The following is a 15,633-nucleotide window of genomic DNA, read 5'->3' as shown; positions in this document are numbered from 1 at the left end:
ACTCTTTTCAAAATTACATTCTTAATTTCTTCGTGTTCATTTCCACGGGATTGTGGGCAGTAAACGGGCGAGGAGAAAAATACCATATAGACATATTGATACAGGTTTGCTAAAGTGAAACATGTTAAAAACAGATTGGCTTCTATGAGAGTTAGAAGCAAATTATCACGAACGAGGTGTTGAATCTTTGAATGTTAAACAATTAAATAGCGAATGGTTTTCTAATGTACGGGGGGATATCCTTTCGGGTATCGTCGTAGCGCTTGCTCTCATTCCTGAAGCCATAGCGTTTTCCATCATTGCGGGTGTAGACCCGATGGTAGGTTTGTACGCATCTTTTTGTATCGCCGTTGTCATTTCCTTTACGGGCGGCCGTCCGGCGATGATATCAGCCGCGACCGGGGCGATGGCTCTTTTGATGGGATCTTTGGTCAGGGATCATGGGCTTGATTATTTATTTGCTGCTACGATTTTAACGGGAATCATCCAATTGATATTTGGGGTGCTGAAGATTGCGCGCTTTATGAAATTTATTCCGCGGTCGGTTATGGTAGGTTTCGTAAATGCGCTCGCCATTTTAATCTTTATGGCGCAAGTTCCTCATTTTGTTGGTGTTTCGAATATGACGTATGTTGTGGTCGGTATTACGTTATTGATTATCTATGTTCTTCCCCGTTTTACAAAAGCCGTTCCATCTGCACTTGTTGCCATCATTGCGATGACTGTATTTGCCATTTTCGGCCATTTTGATCTTCGCACTGTCGGTGATTTGGGAGAAATGAAGCAATCATTGCCTGCTTTTATGATCCCCAATATTCCTTTCAATTTTGAGACATTGGCCATTATTTTTCCAACAGCCTTTGCGCTTTCCATCGTCGGCTTGCTTGAGTCATTATTAACCTCTTCTATTGTTGATGATATGACAGATACGGAAAGCGACAAAAACAAGGAAAGCCGCGGACAGGGCATTGCAAACATTGTCGCCGGATTTTTCGGAGGCATGGCGGGATGCGCGATGATCGGTCAGTCTGTGATCAATGTAAAATCAGGAGGAAGAGGCCGCTTGTCCACCTTTGTTGCCGGCGCTTTCTTAATGTTTTTAATCATGGTGCTGGGCGACTGGGTCGTACAGATTCCGATGGCAGCCTTGGCTGGTGTGATGATTATGGTATCGATCGGGACGTTTGACTGGTCTTCGTTTAGCATGTTAAGAAAGGTGCCGTTGACGGATTCCATTGTCATGATTGTGACCGTCATTACCGTTGTGGCGACCCACGATTTATCGAAAGGGGTTTTCGCCGGCGTTATTTTAAGCGCGATCTTCTTCGTAGCGAAAATCTCCAAACTGAAAATTGAAGAAAAGTCAGAGGAAAATGCGGTCAAGTACATCATCAAAGGACAAGTTTTCTTTGCATCTGTTCAAGATTTCGTAAAGTTTTTTAAAACGGATGAGCAAACGAAAAAGGTCATTCTTGATTTTTCAGAGGCCCATATTTGGGATGATTCCGCTGTGGCGGCTATCGATAAAGTTGTTTTGAAAATGAAAGATCAAGGAATAGACGTTGACTTGATTGGGTTAAATGAGTCCAGCTGGAAGCTGGTCGAAAAATTAGCAACGTATGATCAGCCTCATCGTTCAGTGTCAAATCACTAAGAAACGGGTGATGAAGGGTGTATAGAAATATTCTGCTGGCTGCTGACGGTTCCAAGCATTCTGAAAGAGCGGCCGATCATGCGATTCATTTGGCTTCCATGTCAAAGCTAGCGGTCGTCGACATTATGTATGTATTGGATTATGCAAAAGCAAAACATGAAGTCCTGCATAGCGAAAACCGTGCAGAACTCGAACGTGAACGGCGCAGCAGGCTGCTGTCGATTGAAAATAAATTCAAACAATCGGCCGTTCCCTATCAGATGACGATGCAGCACGGCGATCCGGGTCCGACCATTGTTTCGTACGCCAATCATCATGATGTAGATATCGTGATTATCGGAAGCAGGGGGCTGAACACTTTGCAGGAAATGGTGCTTGGAAGTGTCAGCCATAAAGTGGCGAAAAGAGTGAAGTGTCCGGTTTTAATCGTAAAATAGCAAAAAACAGAGCCAGTGAGGATTCTATCCTCGCTGGCTTTTTTTATCTCATCGATATCGCCTTTTGCGCGTGCATGGCGTCGCCTTTTAGCAGGTCGACGAGATTGTAGGCGGGATATAAGCCTTTTTGGTACATAAAATAAAAAACTTGCTCATGCAATTTAATGGCTGCATTGATTTGTTTAACAAGCACTCTCCTGAGCTCGGGCGTCGCCGTTTCCGTGATCGCAATCGCATAGTTTCGAACGGTCGTTTTCGCCAATACCAACAGATCACCCGCATCAAAATACAGATCGGCCCGTTCTTCCTCCCGCTGAAATGCCGGAGCTTTTGGCAAAAAGGGAAGAAGCTCCCTTAAATTTTGCTCCAATGCCTTCGCTGACACGCTGTAAAGCTGTCTTAACTGAGGATCGCTGATTTTTTTCATGCTTTTCTTGATCTTGACCAATCCGACAGACTGTGCCGCAATTAGTTCATGCAACTCCAACGTTTCATGCCAAGCCAATGTTTTTGTTGTCATTCATATTCTCCTTTATTGCTTTTTCTTAGTCAGCATATGCCCATTACCGTCTAAAGGTTAATAGAAGAATCAGAGGGACGTTTTAGAACGTTTTGGAAAGGGGAAGTCAAATAATACGGGATTTTTGCATCTAAGTGATATCAATAAGAGGTGATCATTGTGTTGGATGTGTTGAAGGACTTTTTTCTATTCTTGAGCGGCGGGCTTCGCGTGACGCTTCTGGTCGCAATTTTGATTATATTTTTGTTGATCAGAAAAGCGAGAAAGAAAAATAAAGAGAAATCGGGATTTCTCGACTGACGGTGTTTCACATGGAACATTGACTCGCTTTCTCAAGCCTTATGATCGTTTTACTTGCGATTTGACCTTATGTTAGAATAAAGGAACAATGAGAGAAGGCCGAGACCTGCTCATCTCATCGTCTTTATTTGAAAATGAAATTGCGGCGTTAGAAAAGAGCAGTCGTCTATGCTGCTCTTTTTGATTCATGACATTTAAATATACGAGGTGAACAAGTGAAACAAACAAGAGCTTTAGTAGAAGGCGCTATCATGGTCAGTATTTTTGCCGTTTTGCTGATGATCAGCCTCTATATTCCTTTCATCGGCACCATTCTTTTATTGACGTTGCCCCTGCCTGCAATGGTTCAAACGATCAGACACGGTCTAAAGCCGGGGATTTCGGTGGGGTTGGTCAGTTTACCCGTTTCATTGATTGTCGGTACCTTAGGCGGACTGATGTTTGCCGTTCCAGTAAGTGCGGCGGGCGTGATCATGGGCGTTTACTACAGAAGAAAAGAGCCAGCTCAAGCGATTGCAGCAGCAGCCGTTACATACATGATTTCAATCGTGCTGCTGCTTTTCATCAGCATTCAGTTTCTTGGGTTAAACTTAATAGAGACGGCCAATCAAGCATATAATGAAACAATCAAAACCTTTGAATCGAGTATCAAACAGTTTGGAAATGATAAAGAGACGGCTAAGCAGATCGAATCGCTAAATGAACAATTCAAACAAGCGCAATATTTATATCCGACGGCTATTGTGATATTTTCCGGAATCACCGCGTTTTTGAATCACCTGCTCGCCAAGCCGGTGCTTCGGCGCATCATACAAATACCGTCCTTGAAACCGTTCAGGGATATGCGGCTTCCGCAAAGCATGATTTGGATCTATTTATTGACGATTCTTCTGTCGCTGGCTCCCGTTGAAGAGGGCAGTATATATTACTCCGTTCTGTTAAATGCGAGTCTCATCATGGGCTTTGTCTTGATCATCCAAGGGTTTTCATTTGTGTTTTACTTTTGCCATGCCAAGAAACTGCCAACTGTCCTGCCGGTTCTTTTTTTAATTATCGGGTTGTTTTCGCCCCTGATGTACCTTGTTCGCATCTTAGGTATAATTGACATAGGCTTTAACTTGAGAGAAAGAGTAAAAAAATCGTAGCCACGATGTTCTCCAATGGTGAGGAGTTGATTTGAGTGCCAAGTTTTTATGAAAAACCGTTATTTCGATATCCCATATATTCTTTAATCGTCGTCACAATCATTTCTGTCCTCATCAACATTTATTTTAATTGGGTGGCAGGGGCGGCCGGCGTTCTGATTCTTGGTGTTATTTTGTACTTTTTGAGACGGGCTGACTCCCAAATCAGAAAAGAGCTGGACGATTATATATCGACGCTGTCTTACCGTCTGAAAAAAGTCGGGGAAGAGGCGCTGCTTGAAATGCCGATCGGGATCATGCTGTTTAACGATCAGTACTATATCGAGTGGGCCAATCCTTTTATGGCGTCATGCTTTAATGAAAATACGCTTGTCGGCCGGTCGCTTTATGATACTTGTGAATCTGTCGTCCCTTTGATTAAACAGGAAGTAGACACAGAAACGATTACACTGAATGAGCGGAAATTTAATGTGGTCATCAAACGGGAAGAAAAGCTGCTCTATTTCTTCGATGTCACAGAGCAGACGCAGATTGAAAAACAATATGAAAACGAAAGAACGGTCCTTGCCTACATCTTTCTCGATAATTACGACGATGTGACACAAGGACTTGATGACCAGACAAGAAGCTCGATAAACAGTGAAGTGACATCGCTTTTGAACCAGTGGGCCCAAGAGTACGGCATTTTCTTGAAACGGGTTTCCTCTGAGCGGTTTATCGGTGTATTAAACGAACATATTTTAAGCGAGCTTGAAGCATCAAAGTTTTCGATCCTTGATGAAGTTCGGGAGAAGACATCCGTTCATACGATTTCCTTGACGTTAAGCATCGGAATCGGTGCATCTGTTTCATCACTGAAAGAGCTCGGCGATCTGGCGCAATCCAGCCTTGACTTGGCGCTGGGACGCGGAGGAGATCAGGTGGCAATCAAACAACCGAACGGGAAAGTGAAGTTTTACGGCGGTAAGACGAATCCGATGGAAAAACGGACGCGCGTCAGAGCCCGGGTCATTTCACATGCGCTCAAGGAGATTGTCTCTGAGAGTAGCAATGTGATTATTATGGGCCATAAGTTTCCCGATATGGATTCGATCGGATCAGCCATCGGGATTTTGAAGGTCGCACAAGCAAACGGCAAAGACGGTTTTGTCGTGATCGACTCCAATCAGATCGGCGCAAGCGTTCAAAGACTGATCGGGGAAATTAAAAAATACGAAGAACTGTGGTCCAGATTTATTACGCCGGAAGAGGCGCTTGAGATCGCGAAAGACGACACGCTGCTCGTGATCGTTGATACGCATAAACCTTCCTTTGTCATTGAAGAAAGGCTGGTCAATAAAATTGAAAATATCGTCGTTATCGATCATCATAGAAGAGGGGAAGAGTTTATTAAAGACCCGCTGCTTGTCTATATGGAGCCGTACGCTTCATCTACAGCGGAGCTTGTGACAGAGCTGCTCGAGTACCAGCCGAAGCGCTTAAAAATTAACATGATCGAAGCAACAGCCCTTTTGGCCGGGATTATTGTCGATACGAAGAGCTTCTCGCTTCGCACCGGCTCCCGTACGTTCGATGCGGCGTCATACCTGCGTGCAAAAGGCGCTGACACCGTATTGGTGCAAAAGTTTTTAAAAGAAACGGCCGATCATTATATTAAAAGGGCGAAGCTTATACAACATACCGTTTTTTATCAAAAAGGCATCGCCATCGCATCGCTGCCGGACGATGAGGCGGACGAATATTTTGACCAGGTTATCATTGCGCAAGCCGCGGATTCTCTTCTGTCCATGAGCGATGTCGAAGCGTCATTTGCTGTGGCGAGAAGAGACGAGAACACGGTATGCATCAGTGCGAGATCGCTCGGTGAAGTGAATGTTCAAATCATCATGGAAGCGCTCGAGGGCGGCGGTCATTTAACCAATGCCGCGACACAGCTGACCGATATCACGGTTGAGGAAACGCTCCGCCGACTGAAAGAAGCGATTGACGAGTATTTCGAAGGAGGCATTCAGAAATGAAGGTAATTTTCTTACAGGATGTTAAAGGCAAAGGGAAAAAAGGCGAAGTGAAAAATGTAGCGGATGGATACGCGCACAACTTTTTGATCAAAAAGGGGCTGGCTGTTGAAGCGACATCAGCCAATATTAGCGTGCTTGAAGGCCAGAAGAAAAAAGAGAAGAAAGAAGCGGCTGAAGAACTAAAATCTGCGAAAGAGCTGAAAAAACAGCTTGAGGACATCACGGTGGAGCTTTCAGCCAAGTCTGGAGAAGGCGGCCGTTTATTCGGATCCGTAACAAGCAAACAAATCGCTGATGCACTGCAAAAAGGCCATCAGTTAAAAATCGACAAACGCAAAATCGAATTAAACGATGCGATTCGCTCATTGGGATATACGAATGTTCCCGTGAAACTCCATCCCGAAGTACAAGCAACACTGAAAGTTCACGTGAAAGAGCAATCATAAAATAACAAAGCCCCTTCAATCTTGAAGGGGCTTATCTTTTATTCTGTACGTTTTCTCATTTCATTCGCCAAGAATTCGACGTCTGTACCGATGATCACCTGCACCTCGTGCTGATTGAGCTTTACGAATCCTTTCGCTCCCATGGCTTTCATCGCGCTTTCATCCAGCTTGGAAGCATCGCGGACCTTGAGGCGGAGGCGGGTCACACAGTTGTTCAGCGTCTCGATGTTTTCTTTTCCGCCAAGCGCTTCAATGTATTTGTCCGCAAGGGTTTCGTATTTGGACGATCCTGTGTCAGGGCTGACAGGTGTGCTTTCCTGCTCATCATCATCCTCTCGTCCAGGCGTTTTCAAATTGAGCTTCGTAATCAAGAAATAAAAGATGATGAAATAAATAATGCCGTATACAAGACCGACCGGCAGCAAGAGCAGCGGCTTTGTGGCGATTCCAAAGTTTAAAAGATAGTCGATCGTCCCGGCTGAAAAGGTAAAGCCGTGATGGATGCCGAGCATATTGGTCACGGTCATGGCGCTTGCGGTTAACAAGGCGTGAATACCGTAGAGCAGCGGCGACAGGAACATGAATGTGAACTCAATCGGCTCCGTGATACCGGTTAAAAATGATGTGAACGCCAATCCGATCAGCAATCCGGCCGTTGCTTTACGGTGATGCTTTTTCGCGGCGGCAATCATCGCCAGACATGCCGCAGGAAGACCGAACATCATGATTGGGAAGAACCCTGTCATAAAGGCGCCGGCGCTTGGATCTCCGGCAAAGAACCGGTTCATGTCACCCGTTTTGCCCGCAAATTCTCCAAAGACCATCCAAACCATATTGTTTAAAATATGATGAAGGCCGAGCGGCAGGAGCAGTCTGTTTAAAAGACCGAATATTCCGACTCCCAATGCCCCCGCATGGATAATCCAGCCGCCAATGGCGTCAATTGCCTGCTGTGCGTAAATCCAAACAAAACCGAAAATGCCTGCAAGAATGATGGAACAGAAGGCCGTCATAATCGGAACGCTGCGTTTTCCGCCGAAGAACCCGAGCCAGTCAGGCAGCTTTGCATCTTTAAAGCGGTTATACATGACGGCGGCGACAACACCTGAAATAATCCCGCCGAGAACCCCCATGTTCAGGTTCTCATTGATGGCTGCTAAGCCGCCTGTCAGGACAAAATAACCGATGGCTCCGGACAGTGCGGCGGCACCGTGGCCATCCTTTGACAATCCGATCGCAACGCCTATCGCAAAGATGATCGGAAGTTGGTCAAGAATCGATTGTCCTGAAGCGGCGATAAACGGAATGTTTAACAGGTCTTCCCTTCCCAGCGCGAGCAGGAGGCCAGCAGCAGGAAGAACGGCAATCGGCAGCATGAGTGCGCGGCCGATATTTTGAAGAAATCCCAACATAGTTAAAACCCCTTTCGATGATATTGAATCGCTTTTTTCAAATGTCCATTTTCGTGTGATAAACAGCGGCGGGCATCTTCAAGCGTTCCGCTTGTCAACACCATAAAGATCGCTGCCTTGATGTCATTGCCGCTTTCTTTTAAAGCTTGCAGGGCCTCATCTTGTGATAACCCGGTAGTATTCATCAGAATGGTGACAGCGCGCCCGGCCAATTTTTGATTGAGCAGTCTCATATTCACCATCTCGTTTTGATAGACGCGGCCAAGCCTCACCATTGCAGTTGTTGACAGCATGTTCAGGATCATTTTCTGAGCGGTTCCTGCTTTCAGGCGCGTTGAACCGCGGATAATTTCCGGTCCTGTTTGAACCTCAATCGCGATATCGCTTAATTTGCCTGCTTCTGTATCCGCGTTGCAGCTTATCGAAACAGACGCGGCTCCGAGCTGTTTGGCATAGGATAAAGCGCCGAGGACATAAGGGGTCGAACCGCTCGCTGTGACTCCGATTAAGACGTCATCTTTCGAGAATGATTGCGCTTTCAGTTTGGCGACAATTTTTTCGCGGTCATCTTCATTTTCTTCAAGAGGCGTCCACATCGCGTCATATCCGCCGGCGATCAGGCCGGTCCAACGGCTTTCGTCAATAGAGAAGGTCGGCGGCAGTTCTGCCGCATCAAGGACTGCGATTCTGCCGCTTGTGCCGGCGCCTGCTGTAAACACTCTTCCTCCTTGCTCAAAACGGCTGACAATCGTCTCCGCCGCCTCGGCGATCAGGGGAAGGCAGGGTGTAATGGCGCGAGGGACTGTATGGTCTTCCTCATTCATCAAGGTGACAATATCTAAAGCATTCATTTCATCAAGTGCTCTGCTTTTGTCGTTCGTATCCTCTGTTTTCCTCATTGGTCTTTCCTCTTCATATCGATGACGAATTTATAGCGGTCGCCTCTGTAAACGGATTTAACCACTTCAAACGGTCTGCCGTCGTCCAAATAGCTCAAGCGTTCGATGAGCAGGACGGGTGCGCCTTCCTCGATGTCGAGAGGCTCGCTTTCTGCCGGAGAGGCAATCGCCGGCTCGAGTGTTTGCGCGGCCCGGTCGATCGTAAGGGAGAGCGTATTTTCGACATAGTCATACAAAGATGCGCTCATAATGTCTTCGGTCAGGCCGTTGATGAAGTCGGCGGGCAAATAGGAGATTTCATAAGCCATCGGGATATCATCGGCGAGGCGAATCCGTTTGACTTCATAGACGGAAGCCCCCTCACGTATCTCCAGTTTGCGCGCTGTGCTTTGGTCACACGGGATGACGCCGAAGCCGAGCATTTTCGTGCCGGGTCTCATGCCTCTTGATTTCATGTCTTCGGAAAAGCTTGTCAATCCTTTGAGAGGCTGCTCAATTTTAGGTTCGGCAATAAATGTCCCTTTTCCCCGCTGCCGGACGAGAATGCCTTCATTGACGAGATTGTTAACCGCCTGCCGAACGGTCATCCTGCTTACCTCATATTTTTCTGCGAACTCTCTTTCAGAAGGAATGAGATCGCCGGGCTTCAAATCTTTTGTTTCGGCAAGCTTTTTAATCTCGGTTTCAATCTGATAGTAAATCGGAATGTGGGAATCTTTTTTGATCAAAAGGCCATACCCCTTTCTTTCACGATTGATAAAGCATCGCTGTCCGCTATGATGACGACGTCCTGGTGCGTTTTTAAGACGGAAGCGGGGGTGTCTTCATTTGGTTCTTCACTGAGCAGCTTCGCCAGGATGCCGGCTTTTTTCTCCCCTGAAACGAGCAGCAGGATCTGCTTGCTTTTCATGATCGTGGATATGCCCATTGTTATGGCTTGCGACGGGACGGCGTCATAGGAATCAAAATAACGGGCATTTGCTTCTTTCGTTGATTGTGTCAGTTCAACCGTATGCGTTTTCGATGAAAATGGGGTGCCCGGCTCGTTAAATCCGATGTGGCCGTTCAAGCCGAGGCCGAGCACTTGAAGATCAATGCCTCCAAGCCGCTCGATCAGCGCTTCATAGCGGCTGCATTCGGCGTCCAGGTCACAAGCCATCCCGTCCGGAAGATGGGTGTGGCTGAGCGGGATGTCAATGTGATCGAAAAGCTGTTTTTTCATATAGAATGTATAGCTGTTTTCATGATCCGGGGAAACGCCGACATACTCGTCTAAGTTAACGGTATAGACGTGCTTGTAGGTCGTTTTGTTATGCGCATGATCTTCCCTTAAAACCTGATATGTGCCAAGAGGCGTTCCTCCGGTTGCAAGGCCGAGGACAGGTGCAGATAAGCGATTCACTTTCTCGATGATGAATCGGGCGGCTGTTTGGCTCATGTCCTGATAATTTTTAGCTTCAATGATTTTCATGGTGAAACCTCCCTTTTGCTGAAAGCAATCACGCCTTTGCAAAGCGTCATCACAACTTCATTTTTTTCATTTAAAATGATCAAATCGGCATCTTTCCCGCTCCGTATGCTGCCTTTCCGGTCAAACACATGAAGCTGTCTGGCAGGATTGACCGCTGTCATGTATACGATATCTTCGAGTGAACATCCCGTAAAATCGATCATATTCAGAGCAGCCTGGTTCATCTTCAAGATGCTGCCGGCAAGCGTACCATCTTGTAAAACGGCCTTTTCGCCTTTCACGAACACCTCCTGTCCGCCTAATGTATAGGTTCCATTTTTTAAGCATTTTGCGCGCATGGCATCCGTAATTAAAATGATGCCTTCTTTCTGTTTTTGCTGAAATGCCAGCTTGATGACGGCAGGGTGAACATGGATGCCGTCGGCAATGACTTCGACCTTCAGTTCATCATGCAGAAGGGCGCTTCCGGCCGTCCCCGGCTCGCGGTGGTGCAGCCCCCGCATGCCGTTGAACAAATGGGTGACATGGGAGAGGCCGGCCTTAATCCCGGCTTCCATTTCTTTGAGTCCGGCGTCGGAGTGGCCGGCGGATGCCGTAACACCTGTTTCTCTTAAAAAGGAAATTAGTTCCAAAGAACCTTCCAGCTCTGGCGCAAGTGTGACTAATTTAATGTTATTCCCCGATAGGCGCTGCCATTCTTTAAATAACGAAAGATCCGGCGGTATAATGTCATCCGGCGGCTGGGCGCCGCACCGCTTTTCTGAAATAAAAGGGCCTTCTAAGTGAACGCCTAATACTTCAGCGGTTCCGGGCTGTCCGCCGGCTTCCTTATACCGGTGAACGTTTGTCAGCGCATGCTCGATCGTGGCTTTATCCTGGGTCATCGTCGTTGCCAGGAAGCTTGTCGTGCCTTCTTTCGGCAGGGCTTCAGCCATTGTTTGCAAAGCCTCGGCTGTTCCGTCCATGACATCTGCGCCGTTTGCACCGTGAATATGAACATCAATCATGCCCGGCAGCACTTTGAAGTTCTCTGGAAATGTCAGCTGTTCTGCCGTTGCGGCTGAAGCGGGAATATCAGCCATTGGTCCGTAAGCCTCGATTTTTTCTCCGTTCGTCAGAAGAAATCCGTCTTCTATCGTTCCATTTTCACTGTAAATATGAAGATGTTTAAAAATATAGCGTTGAGAAGGTTTGGTTTTCACAGTCAAAAGTCCTTTCTTGAAAACGTTATCATCAGTATAGAACATTACAACTCTAGTTGTCTAGACCATTAAGTGAATTATTTTTGTCAAGTTTGATCATACAGCATCACGCTTCATTTGGCCGCTGTTTTGTCAGGTTATATTCCAAAAAAAGCCGGCTTATCTGCCGGCTTCGTTATGCTGCTTTAGCATAGATATATTGATTTCTTCCCGCACCGAGTCCTGCACCGATCAAAGCGACCAGCGCCCCGATGAACAGTAAAATCGGTCCGTTCCATGAGTGCATGTGATCGTAAAGAAAACCGACAAAGCTTGGACCAATCGCTGCCAGCAAATACCCGGCGGATTGCGACATCCCTGATAATGCCGCGGCTTGATCGGCATTTTCGCTTCTCAGCCCGATTAAAGTCAAGGCTAAACTGATGCTGGACCCTTGTCCGATCCCGATTAAAATGACCCATAGCGTCAGCATCGCTGTACTCCCTCCGTACAATAGCCCTGACATCCCCGCCAAGTATAGGATGCCGAGGGCGAGCACGATGCTTTTCTGGTTTCGAAACCGCCCGGCGAGAACCGGAGTCAAAAATGTCGACGGGAGGCTGGCAAACTGCATCAGCGACAGCATCCATCCGGCAAGCGACATGCTCATTCCGTGTGAGCGGAGAATTTCAGGCAGCCAGGCGATCGTGCAGTAAAACAAGAACGACTGTATGCCCATAAAGAATGTGACCTGCCAAGCAATTTTCGAGCGCCAGACCGTTTGGCCGTCTGCCTTTAAGCTGACCGTGCGGTTTCCCGTATCATGATAGCGGAGCTGGGGAACCCAGATCAAGATCGCAACAAACGCGAGGCCCGCCCAGACCATGAGCGACGCGCTCCATCCCCACGCTAAACCGTGCGACAGCGGAATGCTGATCCCTGAAGCGAGCGCCGCAAAAATCGACATGGCCGTCGTATAGAAACTTGTCATAATTCCCGCTTTGTCAGGAAATTTATGTTTGATCAGGCTGGGCAGCAGCACATTGCAGATGGCGATGCCGACTCCGATCAATGCGGTTCCAGCAAATAGTGTGAAAGATTCTCCGTAAGAGCGCAGCAAAATCCCGATCAATAAGATGACCAATCCGACCCAGAGGGTTCTCTCATTGCCAAGCTTCTGTCCGAGCTTAGGAGTGATTGGGGACAGGATGGCGAACGATAACAGTGGCAGCGTCGTCAAGAATCCAGCCATGCCGTTCGTCAAATCCATATCCGAGCGGATCGAACTGATCAATGGCCCGACAGATGTAATAGCCGGTCTTAAATTAAAAGCGATAAATATGATTCCTGCAATCAAAAAGATATTGTTCAAACGGGCGCGTCGAGCGTCAATGTAATGCATGCTGTATTCTCCTTTGCTTTCAGGTGGAAAAGTGACATGAAAAAGAAACCCGGAACATCATCCAAGGTTACTTTTTTGATCTTGCTTCTGAATTTCGGCAATTTTCGCAAGCAGGATATGCTGCGGCAAATGCATGATTTGTTCAAGAGGAAGATTTAAGGTTTCCGAAAGTTTTTGCGCCGTTTCGGCAGATATTTGTAAAGGTTTCATAAAGTCCTCCATTTTATATTGTACCCCAGCGTGCAGAGTACGCAACAGTGAATATTGACTCCAATATTTATTGTAACATCATATGACAAGTGAGTTGGAAGAAAAAGAAAAAAGCGATATAAATAAAGCGGAGGTGATCGTCTTGAATTCGACATTATCGGCGCTGAAAAAGAAATTGTATGAACAGCAGGTCAAAGCGAAAGGGCTTTACACATTTGAAGAGTACAAAGATATGCGCAATGTGCTGCAAACGCTGCGGATGAAATTTGCGGCCTATGAAGAATGGGATTTATACCAGCATGCGACCGATTTGATGGTCAGCATGCTCTTGAAAAACAATTGGAACAGCCGAGTGGATTAATTGTGGAAGCTTAAAAAAACACCTCGGCTGAGGTGTTTAATAAGACCGTTCGTCTTCTTTGTTATCCTGCCAGTCATAGATGACAAGCTTCGCAGGACGATTCTCTTTCGCTATCTCTTCTCCTTTTTCCACGGCCTCTGCCCTTGTGTCATAAAGCTCAACAGGCGCCGTATCTTCCAGTTTCAAAAACCATCCGTCTGTCTCGGCATTTGGTGACACCGTATAGACCTTCATGAAAAACAACCTCCCGAAACGCTCTGTTTGCTGATTTGTTTCCCGAATAGTTAAGGGAATAAACATCCTGACAGCCATTCTCCCTTTCTATGAAAATATTTCTACAAAAAGCGAGTCTACTTTTTTTCTGTAAAAATGGTAAAATAGACGTTGGGTTATTTTTAAATGGGAGGACGGTGCTTAACATGACAGATCTTCTGAATGACAGGCTGCCGCCGCAAAATATCGAAGCCGAACAGGCCGTGTTAGGTGCTGTTTTTTTAGAACCATCAGCTTTAACTTTGGCGTCAGAAGTCTTGATTCCAGATGATTTTTACAGAATGTCGCACCAAAAAATATTTAACGCCATGCTTGTTCTTGGAGACCGCGGCGAGCCTGTTGACCTGGTGACGGTGACATCAGAGCTTGCGAACACGGACCTTTTGGAAGAAGTTGGCGGTATTTCTTATTTGACGGATATTGCAAATTCTGTGCCGACTGCGGCTAATATAGAGTACTATGCAAAAATCGTGGAAGAAAAATCGATTCTCCGCCGCTTGATCCGTACGGCAACGACGATTGCCCAAGACGGATATACAAGGGAGGATGAAGTCGAAGACCTCTTAAGCGAAGCAGAAAAAACGATTATGGAAGTCGCCCAGCGTAAAAACTCCGGGGCCTTTCAAAATATTAAAGATGTTCTCGTTCAAACTTACGATAATATTGAACAGCTCCACAACAGAAAAGGGGACATCACCGGGATCCCGACAGGTTTTACCGAGCTTGACAGGATGACGGCGGGCTTTCAAAGAAACGATCTGATCATCGTAGCCGCCCGTCCGTCAGTCGGTAAAACCGCTTTTGCCTTAAACATCGCCCAAAACGTGGCGACGAAAACCGATGAAAGCGTCGCGATCTTCAGCCTTGAGATGGGCGCCGAGCAGCTGGTCATGCGGATGCTCTGTGCGGAAGGCAACATCAACGCCCAGAATCTCCGGACCGGAAACCTGACGGAAGAGGATTGGGGCAAGCTGACAATGGCGATGGGAAGCTTATCAAACAGCGGAATTTTCATCGATGACACACCGGGGATCCGCGTCAGCGAAATCCGTTCCAAGTGCAGACGGTTAAAGCAGGAGAACGGACTCGGCATGATTTTGATCGACTACCTGCAGCTCATCCAAGGAAGCGGCAGATCAAGTGACAACCGCCAGCAGGAAGTATCGGAAATATCCCGTGCGCTGAAAGCGCTGGCGAGGGAGCTTGAAGTTCCGGTCATCGCCCTTTCACAGCTTTCCCGGGGCGTCGAGCAGCGACAGGATAAGCGTCCGATGATGTCGGACATCCGGGAATCGGGAAGTATCGAGCAGGACGCCGATATCGTTGCGTTCCTGTACCGTGATGATTACTATGACAAAGAATCTGAGAATAAAAACATCATTGAAATCATTATTGCAAAACAAAGGAACGGCCCGGTCGGGACCGTCTCGCTCGCTTTTGTAAAAGAATATAATAAGTTCGTCAACCTGGAACGCCGGTTTGATGATGCGGGTGTTGCGCCTGGTGCTTAAATCCCTGAGACATGGTCTCAGGGATTTTTCTTTTTTCTCGTATTGCGGTTTTTACCGATTTCAAATAAACCCGTCGCCGTTAACCCGGCGAGTCCTCCCGACCATAAACGGAGCACGAGTTCAAGGTCTGTAAAAGGATATGCTGCGGCTCCGATCAGCAAACCTATCAAGAGTGAAACGAGCGGAATCAAATTTTTCGGCACTTTGACCGTCTTCTTCACCAATTCGACCAGCGCCAAAATGATCGGCGATAAAACGGATGCAAAAATTAATACTGTCTCCATCGGCATCTCCCTCCTTACTTATTGAATATTTGCGTTGCCGGTTTTTTATGTATCTTTGTCCAAGAAAAACGGTTTTTTTAAGATTTAACTTACAGACTGCCTATTAAAA

The 15,633-nt window shown here is 46.8% G+C and carries 18 protein-coding genes; 8 read left to right on the top strand and 10 right to left on the bottom strand.

Annotation, left to right across the window (positions count from 1 at the left end; genetic code table 11):
- The first annotated feature begins 187 nt into the window (after window positions 1–187).
- A complete protein-coding gene (locus MKX80_RS22165; RefSeq protein ID WP_234112498.1) occupies window positions 188–1,654 on the top strand; it encodes a SulP family inorganic anion transporter in 1,467 nt (488 codons plus the stop codon).
- A gap of 17 nt (window positions 1,655–1,671) precedes the next feature.
- Entirely contained in the window at window positions 1,672–2,091 is a 420-nt protein-coding gene (locus MKX80_RS22160; protein WP_154996089.1) for a universal stress protein, read from the top strand.
- Between the two features lie 43 nt (window positions 2,092–2,134).
- Here the strand turns inward: MKX80_RS22160 and MKX80_RS22155 are convergent, their stop codons facing one another.
- Window positions 2,135–2,611: a spore coat protein gene (locus MKX80_RS22155; RefSeq protein WP_154996087.1), complete on the bottom strand. Its 477-nt coding sequence runs from the start codon at window positions 2,609–2,611 to the stop codon at window positions 2,135–2,137.
- A 159-nt stretch (window positions 2,612–2,770) separates the two neighbouring features.
- On the opposite strand from MKX80_RS22155, the gene MKX80_RS22150 reads away from it, so the two are divergent.
- From MKX80_RS22150 to rplI, 4 genes are all read left to right on the top strand, one after another.
- On the top strand, window positions 2,771–2,911 hold the full coding sequence (locus MKX80_RS22150) for a hypothetical protein (protein ID WP_244958243.1): 141 nt from the start codon (window positions 2,771–2,773) through the stop codon (window positions 2,909–2,911).
- A gap of 215 nt (window positions 2,912–3,126) precedes the next feature.
- The gene (locus MKX80_RS22145; RefSeq protein ID WP_234112496.1) at window positions 3,127–4,056 is read left to right on the top strand and encodes a YybS family protein; all 930 of its coding nucleotides are present in this window, start codon (window positions 3,127–3,129) and stop codon (window positions 4,054–4,056) included.
- A gap of 35 nt (window positions 4,057–4,091) precedes the next feature.
- Window positions 4,092–6,074, top strand: a complete 1,983-nt coding sequence (locus MKX80_RS22140; protein WP_154999216.1) for a DHH family phosphoesterase — start codon at window positions 4,092–4,094, stop codon at window positions 6,072–6,074.
- On the top strand, window positions 6,071–6,520 hold the full coding sequence (rplI, locus tag MKX80_RS22135; RefSeq protein ID WP_154999217.1) for a 50S ribosomal protein L9: 450 nt from the start codon (window positions 6,071–6,073) through the stop codon (window positions 6,518–6,520). Before MKX80_RS22140 ends, rplI begins: the two co-directional genes overlap by 4 nt.
- A 38-nt stretch (window positions 6,521–6,558) precedes the next feature.
- Here the strand turns inward: rplI and nagE are convergent, their stop codons facing one another.
- The 7 genes from nagE to MKX80_RS22100 all read right to left on the bottom strand — a co-directional run bounded on the left by nagE (window position 6,559) and on the right by MKX80_RS22100 (window position 13,095).
- Window positions 6,559–7,932 carry an N-acetylglucosamine-specific PTS transporter subunit IIBC gene (nagE, locus tag MKX80_RS22130; RefSeq protein WP_176277014.1) on the bottom strand — a complete coding sequence of 458 codons (1,374 nt, stop codon included), beginning with the start codon at window positions 7,930–7,932 and terminating at the stop codon, window positions 6,559–6,561.
- A 2-nt stretch (window positions 7,933–7,934) separates the two neighbouring features.
- Window positions 7,935–8,831 (bottom strand): N-acetylmuramic acid 6-phosphate etherase, encoded by an 897-nt coding sequence (gene murQ / locus MKX80_RS22125; protein ID WP_268342822.1) that lies wholly within the window; start codon window positions 8,829–8,831, stop codon window positions 7,935–7,937.
- Window positions 8,828–9,559 (bottom strand): GntR family transcriptional regulator, encoded by a 732-nt coding sequence (locus MKX80_RS22120; protein ID WP_154999220.1) that lies wholly within the window; start codon window positions 9,557–9,559, stop codon window positions 8,828–8,830. The genes murQ and MKX80_RS22120 overlap by 4 nt, the downstream gene beginning before the upstream one ends.
- Window positions 9,556–10,302 carry a glucosamine-6-phosphate deaminase gene (gene nagB, locus MKX80_RS22115; RefSeq protein WP_154999221.1) on the bottom strand — a complete coding sequence of 249 codons (747 nt, stop codon included), beginning with the start codon at window positions 10,300–10,302 and terminating at the stop codon, window positions 9,556–9,558. Before nagB ends, MKX80_RS22120 begins: the two co-directional genes overlap by 4 nt.
- The gene (gene nagA, locus MKX80_RS22110) at window positions 10,299–11,549 is read right to left on the bottom strand and encodes an N-acetylglucosamine-6-phosphate deacetylase (RefSeq protein ID WP_216930170.1); all 1,251 of its coding nucleotides are present in this window, start codon (window positions 11,547–11,549) and stop codon (window positions 10,299–10,301) included. Before nagA ends, nagB begins: the two co-directional genes overlap by 4 nt.
- A 130-nt stretch (window positions 11,550–11,679) precedes the next feature.
- A complete protein-coding gene (locus MKX80_RS22105) occupies window positions 11,680–12,885 on the bottom strand; it encodes an MFS transporter (RefSeq protein WP_154999223.1) in 1,206 nt (401 codons plus the stop codon).
- Window positions 12,886–12,942: 57 nt separating this feature from the next.
- Window positions 12,943–13,095 (bottom strand): YycC family protein, encoded by a 153-nt coding sequence (locus MKX80_RS22100; RefSeq protein WP_154999224.1) that lies wholly within the window; start codon window positions 13,093–13,095, stop codon window positions 12,943–12,945.
- Between the two features lie 142 nt (window positions 13,096–13,237).
- On the opposite strand from MKX80_RS22100, the gene MKX80_RS22095 reads away from it, so the two are divergent.
- A complete protein-coding gene (locus tag MKX80_RS22095) occupies window positions 13,238–13,456 on the top strand; it encodes a hypothetical protein (RefSeq protein WP_234113291.1) in 219 nt (72 codons plus the stop codon).
- A 36-nt stretch (window positions 13,457–13,492) separates the two neighbouring features.
- Here MKX80_RS22095 and MKX80_RS22090 read toward each other — a convergent pair whose 3' ends face one another.
- Window positions 13,493–13,690 (bottom strand): DUF2188 domain-containing protein, encoded by a 198-nt coding sequence (locus MKX80_RS22090; protein WP_154999225.1) that lies wholly within the window; start codon window positions 13,688–13,690, stop codon window positions 13,493–13,495.
- Between the two features lie 185 nt (window positions 13,691–13,875).
- On the opposite strand from MKX80_RS22090, the gene dnaB reads away from it, so the two are divergent.
- Window positions 13,876–15,240, top strand: coding sequence for a replicative DNA helicase (dnaB, locus tag MKX80_RS22085; RefSeq protein ID WP_003177980.1), 1,365 nt, complete (start codon window positions 13,876–13,878; stop codon window positions 15,238–15,240).
- A 17-nt stretch (window positions 15,241–15,257) separates the two neighbouring features.
- Here the strand turns inward: dnaB and MKX80_RS22080 are convergent, their stop codons facing one another.
- Window positions 15,258–15,524, bottom strand: a complete 267-nt coding sequence (locus MKX80_RS22080; RefSeq protein ID WP_154999226.1) for a holin — start codon at window positions 15,522–15,524, stop codon at window positions 15,258–15,260.
- Window positions 15,525–15,633: the final 109 nt, after the last annotated feature.

Source organism: Bacillus sp. FSL K6-0972 (assembly GCF_037976035.1).
In the GTDB taxonomy this organism is placed as follows: domain Bacteria; phylum Bacillota; class Bacilli; order Bacillales; family Bacillaceae; genus Bacillus; species Bacillus haynesii.
Note: the sequence above shows the minus strand (reverse complement) of the source record. Positions and strands in the feature narration are given on the sequence as shown.

Coding starts and splice junctions, on each gene's coding strand:
- MKX80_RS22155 (WP_154996087.1), bottom strand. CDS start 2,611: ATGACAACAAAAACATTGGCTTGGCATGAAACGTTGGAGTTGCATGAA.
- rplI (WP_154999217.1), top strand. CDS start 6,071: ATGAAGGTAATTTTCTTACAGGATGTTAAAGGCAAAGGGAAAAAAGGC.
- nagE (WP_176277014.1), bottom strand. CDS start 7,932: ATGTTGGGATTTCTTCAAAATATCGGCCGCGCACTCATGCTGCCGATT.
- murQ (WP_268342822.1), bottom strand. CDS start 8,831: ATGAGGAAAACAGAGGATACGAACGACAAAAGCAGAGCACTTGATGAA.
- nagB (WP_154999221.1), bottom strand. CDS start 10,302: ATGAAAATCATTGAAGCTAAAAATTATCAGGACATGAGCCAAACAGCC.
- nagA (WP_216930170.1), bottom strand. CDS start 11,549: ATGTTCTATACTGATGATAACGTTTTCAAGAAAGGACTTTTGACTGTG.
- MKX80_RS22105 (WP_154999223.1), bottom strand. CDS start 12,885: ATGCATTACATTGACGCTCGACGCGCCCGTTTGAACAATATCTTTTTG.
- MKX80_RS22100 (WP_154999224.1), bottom strand. CDS start 13,095: ATGAAACCTTTACAAATATCTGCCGAAACGGCGCAAAAACTTTCGGAA.
- MKX80_RS22090 (WP_154999225.1), bottom strand. CDS start 13,690: ATGAAGGTCTATACGGTGTCACCAAATGCCGAGACAGACGGATGGTTT.
- dnaB (WP_003177980.1), top strand. CDS start 13,876: ATGACAGATCTTCTGAATGACAGGCTGCCGCCGCAAAATATCGAAGCC.
- MKX80_RS22080 (WP_154999226.1), bottom strand. CDS start 15,524: ATGGAGACAGTATTAATTTTTGCATCCGTTTTATCGCCGATCATTTTG.